Origin of the sequence: Paenibacillus jilunlii (genome assembly GCF_900102965.1) — a bacterium.
GTDB lineage: Bacteria > Bacillota > Bacilli > Paenibacillales > Paenibacillaceae > Paenibacillus_AQ > Paenibacillus_AQ jilunlii.
In genome coordinates this window covers 214162-221651 of record NZ_FNGM01000012.1, presented here as the reverse complement: position 1 = coordinate 221651, position 7490 = coordinate 214162, and the positions used below count along the sequence as shown (strand labels likewise).

The window sequence follows — 7490 nt, the reverse complement described above, 5'->3', positions numbered from 1 at the left end:
AGCGGGCATTCTGTTGCAGAAAGTGCAGCAGATTCCAAAGGATTCGCTTGAATGTGGCTTTTCTTGCATATTCTATTGCAGGAAATGCAATAGAATAGGATTATGGCCTCTTTTAGAGCCATTCTGCTGCACTAAATACAATAGAATCGCAGCAGCCTTTCTCCTTACTCTGCAGATTGCTCATCCCGGACTTCTTACTTGCCGGCAGTGTAGCTGCGGGGAGCAGAAAGCCAATTTGCAACATTTTACACTAAGCAGACCGTTTTGTAACGGAGGTAAGGGAGTTTAAGCTGCCCTGCGCAATCAGAAATCATATGTGCTTAAATTTAGTTTTCCTGGAAAGGGTGGATAGCGATGCAGCGTAAAATCAATCTGCTTTTGCTTCTCTTCAGCCTGCTCGGCGGCGGAGTGGCCTTTGTGCTGGGCGAGCTGCTGCTGGATCAAAGGCCGTACGATCTGCCGTCGATAGTGCTGGTCGGCATCTATTTTGCCATAGTGGCACTTGGGGTCGGCCTGGGCTGCCTGCTTGCGGAGATCATCTCGCCAAAACTGAACGGCTTGTCGTGGAAGCAGCGGTATCTGGGTTTTTCGTGGAAGATGCTGCCTTTGACGCTGGTGCTGCTGTTCGCAGTTGGCTCCGTAATGGAGTTTGTGTATGAGCTCAACTTCGGCGGCGTGAAGCCGGTCAAAGATGTGGTCATGGTCATTGATGACTCCGGCAGCATGATGCAGAGCGATCCGGGCAACAGCCGTTATAAGGCAGCTGAGTCACTGGTGCAGCGCATGGATGAAGATAACAAGGTGGCTGTGGTCACGTTCAGTCAGGATGCCACGGTGGTTCAGCCGCTGATCCCGCTGTCCAGCTCAGCGAACCGTGAGCAGGTAACGTCTGTTATTAACAGTCTGCAGACCACGGATGGCGGTACAAATATCAGCGGTGCGCTCACAGAAGCCATGGGTGTAATTAACAGTGACAACCAGTCAGGACGGGGAGCCATGGTGATCCTGCTATCGGACGGCTTCAGCCAGTTTGACACCGAAACGGAACTTACGGAGTATGTAAACCGCGGAATTGCTGTAAATACGATTGGCCTGGCACTGGATGATCCGTCGGGATCAGCGTTGCTTCAGGATATCGCCGCCACAACCGGCGGGCAGTATTATGATGTGACCAATGCAGATCTTCTCGGGGGTGTGTTCCAGCAAATCTATGACCGGCTGGGCGACCGGACGCTGCTGACCGAGCGCAGTGATTACACGGCGGACAGCCCGTATTATGCGGGGGTACGGATTTTGGCGCTGCTGCTTGTGGGTACGGCTCTGGGGATCGGGCTTGGCATTGTGTTTGACAACCGCCATTTGGCCCGGAGCTTTGGCGCCGGCGGTGCGGTTTCCGGTTTGTTCGCCGGACTGATTCTGGAATTTGGCCTGGACGGCCATTCCTTCGGCGATGCTATGACCCGTTTGCTGGCTCTGCTTGTTCTGGCTGCGATTATTGCTTTATTCACCTTTGTAATACCTTTTGGAGAAGGACGGCTTTCCCGCAAAAGAGGAAGAAGCGCCGATGCGGCTGCACCATCCGCAGGCTTCCCGTCTCCGCGCAGAAACCGGGGCAGCAAAGGGTTCTGATGGCGGATGGATCAAGGAGGGAAAATGCCGCACCGGGCTCTGACCAGCCCACCATGCTGCCTAATATGCGTACAGCGGTTCATTGAATGAGATACTGTAAGAGATATTGTAAGAGATATTGAATTAGTTATTGTGAGACATATTTGAAAGGAGCCTACAGTCATGAGGTACGCCGAGGTTGATTCCTCCACACCGGTCATTACGGAAGTGTCCTCCCGGGTGGAGGACAGGTTCTGTACGCTGCGATGGCGCTGGCCGGACGGCGTGCAGGCGGTTTGCATTCATAAGGCACCTGCGGAGGCGGCGGACAGCGGAGAGCTGCCGCCCTCCGGTATGAAGCTCTACACCCGTGAGGAGTACAAGGCGAATAACGGATACCGTGACCGCTTGGACGATATCGGCCTGGTTGCATATACCGTTTACGCCCGGATTGCGGATGGTACAGACACCCTGCTGGTGCGCCAGCGGGATGGGGCGAACCGGACGCTGGTCAGCGCGGGCAAAGCACGGATCTACTATTCCATCCAGCAGAAAAAAAGCCTGTTCAGCAAGCAAAAAACAGTACATATGACGATTACGGCTGAAGTGCCGGTATCAAAAGAAGTGCTGTGCTATGTCAAGAAACGGGGCGGCTTCCCTGCCTCCAAAGAAGACGGCGTACTTTTCCCGTTCGTCCAGGACTTTGCCGCCGGGCGCAATGTTCTGCCGCCGATAGAAATCGGCAAAGAGGACGCTGTACGCATCTTTTTTACGGATGGCCGCAAATATGGCTTATTTTACGAACTGGTGCCGGAGTGAGCAGAGGCAGGCGGGAACAACTGGTGACTGGGGGATAGATTCCGGGTGCTGATCACCGAACCGGAGATGTAACTGCATTTCGTACATCTAAAAGCTGCCTTTTCAGCAGAATCCAACGCTTAATTGTACTTTGTACATCTATATTTTGGAAATCATCTTAATTTGGCCGTTTTGCCTCTCTTTACTTGCATGAAATACAATTAAACTAGCAGGGGCAGGCAGGGAGGCTAATATAGCTGTACAAAGTGCAGTTATAGCTAAGCAGCAGGCTGGATGCAGGAACTGAAGGTTTAACCGTCCGTTATGTGTTCAGCACAAATAGGAGTTAAAGGGAACCGGAGCAGTTGTGCTCACGCTATATAAGCTGAACTGGGAATTGCGGCAGGCTGTCCAGTAGATTTTCAGAAAACACAGGGTTTCCATCAGACATCAAGCTAGATTCTTAGACTCACTTTATATCCCTGCGGGACAATGCTTCGAAGCGGGTTTTGCTGCAAAGCTAACCGGGGAAGCGGATGTTCCGCAAAACTTAAGCACATGCTTCCGAGGCGAGTTTTGTTCGAAGCGATTCTAGGGAGCAAGGCTCACAAAACTTTCAGGAGGACAAGAGATGTCTTTTTTTAACCGGTTTAAGAAAAAGAATCAGCCGCAGGCGCGGCCGCTTTTTTATGATATTGTCTGTCCGTATTGCTTCACGCGGTTCGAACCGGAGGATGTGGTATTCCGGGCCATGCACAGCCGCGAGGATGACGAGAATTATGCGCTGGGCGAAGACGATGCACTGAACAAATACCGCGAGCGCTTCGGCCTCGATACGGTTGACGATATGGAGGCTATACTGAATCCGGCGGATATTCCGGAGGAGTACCACCACTATACCGACAATGTGCTGACCGGTCTTACAGACCGCTATGGCGTGCTTACCCGCAGACGGCTCTGTCCGTCCTGCCATAATGAGCTGCCGGTGACTGCGGGCAAGGTGCCGAGCAACATTATCTCGATCATTGGCGCTTCCCAGGTCGGGAAGTCGGTGTACATGACCTCGCTGATCCATACGCTGCAGCATACGACGGCGGGACACTTTGACGCAGCCTGCATGCCGCTGAATGCCGAGATCAGCCGCAAGTTCCGCACGCTGTACGAAGAACCGCTGTTCGAGCGGGGGGATTTGCTGGCTTCGACCCAGAAGGAAAAAATGCAGGAGCCGTTTATTTTCCAATTTGTGTTCAAGGATGAGTCCAAGCCCCCGCTAACGCTCGTATTCTTCGATGTCGCCGGTGAAGGGATGGTCGATCAGGATTACCTCGGGCTGCATGGCCAGCATATCAAGAACTCCGCCGGGATTCTGTTCATGGTCGACCCGCTGCAAATCCGCTCCATCCGCGAGAAAATCCGGATCAACTTCGGGGACCGCCCCGGCGAATGGGTCTCCCAGTATGACGAGCCGCGTGATGTGGTGCTGACTATGTTCGGTGATTTCATCGCCTATCAGGAAAAGAGCAAAACCGATATCCCGACGGCCGTTGTGCTCGCCAAAAGCGACATGCTGCATTCGCTCAAGGATGAGGACGGCGACTACATCAAGTCCAACAGCAATGTGTTCAACAACTATGTGCACCGCAAAACGCTGAATCTGGACGAGTTCCACAACATCGACGGCGAAATCCGCCGCTTCATTGAGAAGGTCGACCGTCCGTTCAAGGATACGATGGATGTATATTTTGCGAACACGGGGTATTTTGCCGTATCGGCACTGGGCAGCAATCCGGTGAATCAGAAGGTGGAAGGTGTGGTCAGCCCGATCCGTGTGGACGAGCCTTTCATCTGGCTGCTGCACAAGCTGAACTACATTGAGGGGAGCGACGGGCCGTGAACAGATTTTCAGGGTCCATGATCGCCCAGCAGATGTATACCCGGGAACGGCGTGGTGTGTACCGGGCGACAGAAGGATTCGATACGGTAGCGAAGTCGGAGAGCCTGGACAATAATTTTGTCAAAAAAATTCTGCATCCCTTCTGTCTTTACGATGCCCCGGCAGAGCTGGCAGCACGCGGCGAGAAGAATGAGGAGCTGTACCCTGCCGCGCTGCACTTATTCCATACAGAAACGAATGATACGGTGATTGGGCAGAGCCGGTATTTGGCGGCGGATTTCACGGGTCAGCGGAGCGCTTTTTTTGCCCATAATTTCGTGGTGCCGCCCATCCGCTCGGAGGAGATTCTGGAGGGTTACGGGGACTTTCTCCATGCGGATTTTGCCGGGAGCTATGCGGGAGAGCCGGGCGGAACGCTGCCGGAGCTTACGGCTATCCCTGTGTCACAGCAGGAGCAGAAGCCCCATCCGTTAAGTATCCTGCGCGGGCTCGGGATTTCGGAAGAACTGTTCAAGACGCTGCTGCAGGCGGTGATGGTCTCCGTGGCCGGCAAGAAAAAGCTGTACATAGCCCTGGACGTTCCGATCGGAGAGCTGTCCCGGCGGGCGGTAGAGCTGACGGAGGTGCTTTTCAAGGCGCTGCCTTATGATTTCCGCCGCAGGCTGGGCGTGATCACCTATGCCAATGAGCCGAAAAGCCGCAAATATATTCATCTGACCTTCGTGGAAAAAGGCTCGCTCCGCCCGGGTGACCGCAGCATTGAAAAGGACTTTGTATTCGATCTGGCCTCGGGTCGGGTGCTGGGTGGAGACTTTGGTGATTCGCAGCAGCCGTACGCAGAACTGGCGTGGAAGTCATTGCAGGAGCCGGAACGCGGGCTGGAGGACTTTGCACGTTTTGCTGACTCGCTGCTGCCCGGAGAGAGTGTGGAGCGCAAGCTGTCGCTCGCGCTGTACAATGAGCTGGCGGTATTTTATGAAATCGAGCAGGGCAATGAGAGTCTGTACACCGGGAACAAACAGGCTGTGCTGGGCGGATTGCTGGCCTACCTGAAGCCGGAGGGTGCGCTTGAGGCACGGGTGCGGCTGAACGATATGTTCCTGGAGCGGTTTGACCGCGAATATGACCTGATCCGTCAAAAAGGCGTGCCTGTGCCGGAGATTATGGAGCGGTTTGTGGAGTATTTTGCGCTGAAGGGCCATAATTACCGGGTCAAAATCGTGGATTATTTCATCAACGGCATGCTCAATGCCCAGTCTGCGGACCGTGAAGATGCGCTGGCGGCGGCTTACGGCATTATTGAGAGCAATGATGAGCTTAGCGCGTCTTTTTTCAAAAGAGTGCTGGCCCAGCCTGTGTTCCGCCGGGCACTGCTGGAGCCTTATATGGAATCCCGGCTGTCTGCGGCGGCAAGCCCGGCGGATATTTTGCGATTTGTGGCCCATTGGGGCCGGTTCCTGCCGGAAGCGCTGCAGCAGTCTTTTGTCCGGGACACAGTGAAGGAGTATCTGCTGGAGAAGCTCCAGCAAAACCCCAATCCGGTGGGTGAGGTAGCGGCGATCCATGATTCGGTGGATAAAGCGGAAAAAGAACGCCGCAGAGGCAGCGGCATGTATCCCGAAGCCCTGTCGCTGCTGGAGGAGCTGATGACAGCTTCGGACCGCTTCCTGCTGAACCGGGTGTCGCTGGAGGAGCTGACCCAGGAGCAGCTGCTGGACATTTCTTTTTTGCGCTACCGCGATGCTGCCGACTGGCAGCCGCCGCTGGATTCCATTACCCGGCGGAAGGCGAACGCCCTCCGGGCTGCTTACCGGTGGTTCGGGGAGGAGAAGCCGACGGAGGAGATTTTTGAAGGACTCTCGCCGCGGGAGCTCGATGATGTACAACTGCTTGGACGGCGCTGGCTGAAGGAATCCCGCAGTATTGAACCGTTCGAACGGCTGCCGCTGGCCTTTTATCACAGCAGTGAGCGTCAGGACGGGCCTCTGGACTATGAGACGCTTATGGAGCTGGTGAAGCGCAAGGCGGGGGATAACAAGGAGACGGTCTACCGTTTTCTGGCTTGGTCACAGGGGAATCCGCTATTTTCAATTTCGAATAAAAAGCTGTGGCCGGGTTACCGCCGGGCCATTCTGAAGTATTTCCAGAGCAGTGACCGCGAGGCGTTCAAGAGCCGCGAGTTCCGCAAAAGCTATGCCGCCGCCGCAGGTCCGGCCCTGCAAAATGTCTACAACGAAGCGCGCTCCCAGCTGGCTTCGCCGCTGGCGCGGTGGGTCAGCCGCAGCCGATTTCAAATCCTGATCTCCGGCTGCATCCTGGGCATTGTGCTGGTTGGCGCAATTATCGCCATCAGCCTGCTCCGGCCGGACCCTGCGGATACGGCCGAGCCGGCGGGCAGTGCGCCGCCAAGCGCCACGGGCGGGGCTGGCGCTCTCGCTCCCGCCGCCGTCCGGCTGGGCGGCGGGGACACGGGCAGCGGCCTGGTGTTCACCTTTGCCGCTGCCGCCGACTGCTCCGCCTTCAAGCCGGCGGAGATCAGCGTAGTGTCCTCCGGTAATGTCACGGAGGACTACAAGGTCACGGCGACGACCGGCAATTGCCTGGTCGTCCCGGGTAATGCGGCTGCGGGGACGGCAGCCGCCAGCCCTGGCGCCGGCGCGGACGCGAGTGCGCCGGCCGGGTCTGACAGCGGCGGGGATGCCGCCGCTGGGGGAGAGGGCGCGGAGGCAAGCGCGCCCGCAGGGACTGACGGCGCCGGTGCAGAGGCGGGCGCCGGAAGTGAGGACGGCGCGGACACAGGCGCCGTCACCGGAGGGGCCGCTGGCGGGAACGCCGGCGCGGCCACGCCTTCACCGGCGGCGGGCGGCACCGCGCCGGTAGCTTCCGGAGCCTCGGGAGCGGTGCCGGAGGCATCCGGGTACGAGGTGACCGTGCAGCTGGAGGCCGGTGCGAAGCTGGCCGCAGGCGACATGATCATCGCCGGGGACTACAAGCTGACCCTGAAGCCGGCTTCAGGCACGGTCGCAGACAGCGCTCCGAGCGCTGGAGCGGATGCCTCTCCAAGCCCTAAGCCATCCCCCACAGCAACGGGGGATACAACAACCGAATGAAGCAACGCAGCCCGAAGCGGCTTTTAACACATTAACCTGAACAGCACGATATGCCGAAGGATTGAGGCTTATCGTGCTGT

4 protein-coding genes are annotated in these 7490 nt (G+C 56.6%); all 4 read left to right on the top strand.

All coding sequences use genetic code 11. From position 1 onward, the window contains the following. The first annotated feature begins 354 nt into the window (after positions 1-354). The 4 genes from BLQ82_RS20470 to BLQ82_RS20455 all read left to right on the top strand — a co-directional run bounded on the left by BLQ82_RS20470 (position 355) and on the right by BLQ82_RS20455 (position 7410). Positions 355-1629 (top strand): vWA domain-containing protein, encoded by a 1275-nt coding sequence (locus tag BLQ82_RS20470; protein WP_074648451.1) that lies wholly within the window; start codon positions 355-357, stop codon positions 1627-1629. 162 nt (positions 1630-1791) lie between these two features. Further along, complete coding sequence (locus tag BLQ82_RS20465; protein ID WP_062519548.1) at positions 1792-2427, top strand: hypothetical protein; 636 nt, start codon at positions 1792-1794, stop codon at positions 2425-2427. Positions 2428-3037: 610 nt separating this feature from the next. Next, on the top strand, positions 3038-4300 hold the full coding sequence (locus BLQ82_RS20460; RefSeq protein WP_020427113.1) for a hypothetical protein: 1263 nt from the start codon (positions 3038-3040) through the stop codon (positions 4298-4300). Then, positions 4297-7410 (top strand): GAP1-N2 domain-containing protein, encoded by a 3114-nt coding sequence (locus BLQ82_RS20455; RefSeq protein WP_074648449.1) that lies wholly within the window; start codon positions 4297-4299, stop codon positions 7408-7410. Before BLQ82_RS20460 ends, BLQ82_RS20455 begins: the two co-directional genes overlap by 4 nt. Positions 7411-7490 lie beyond the last annotated feature (80 nt).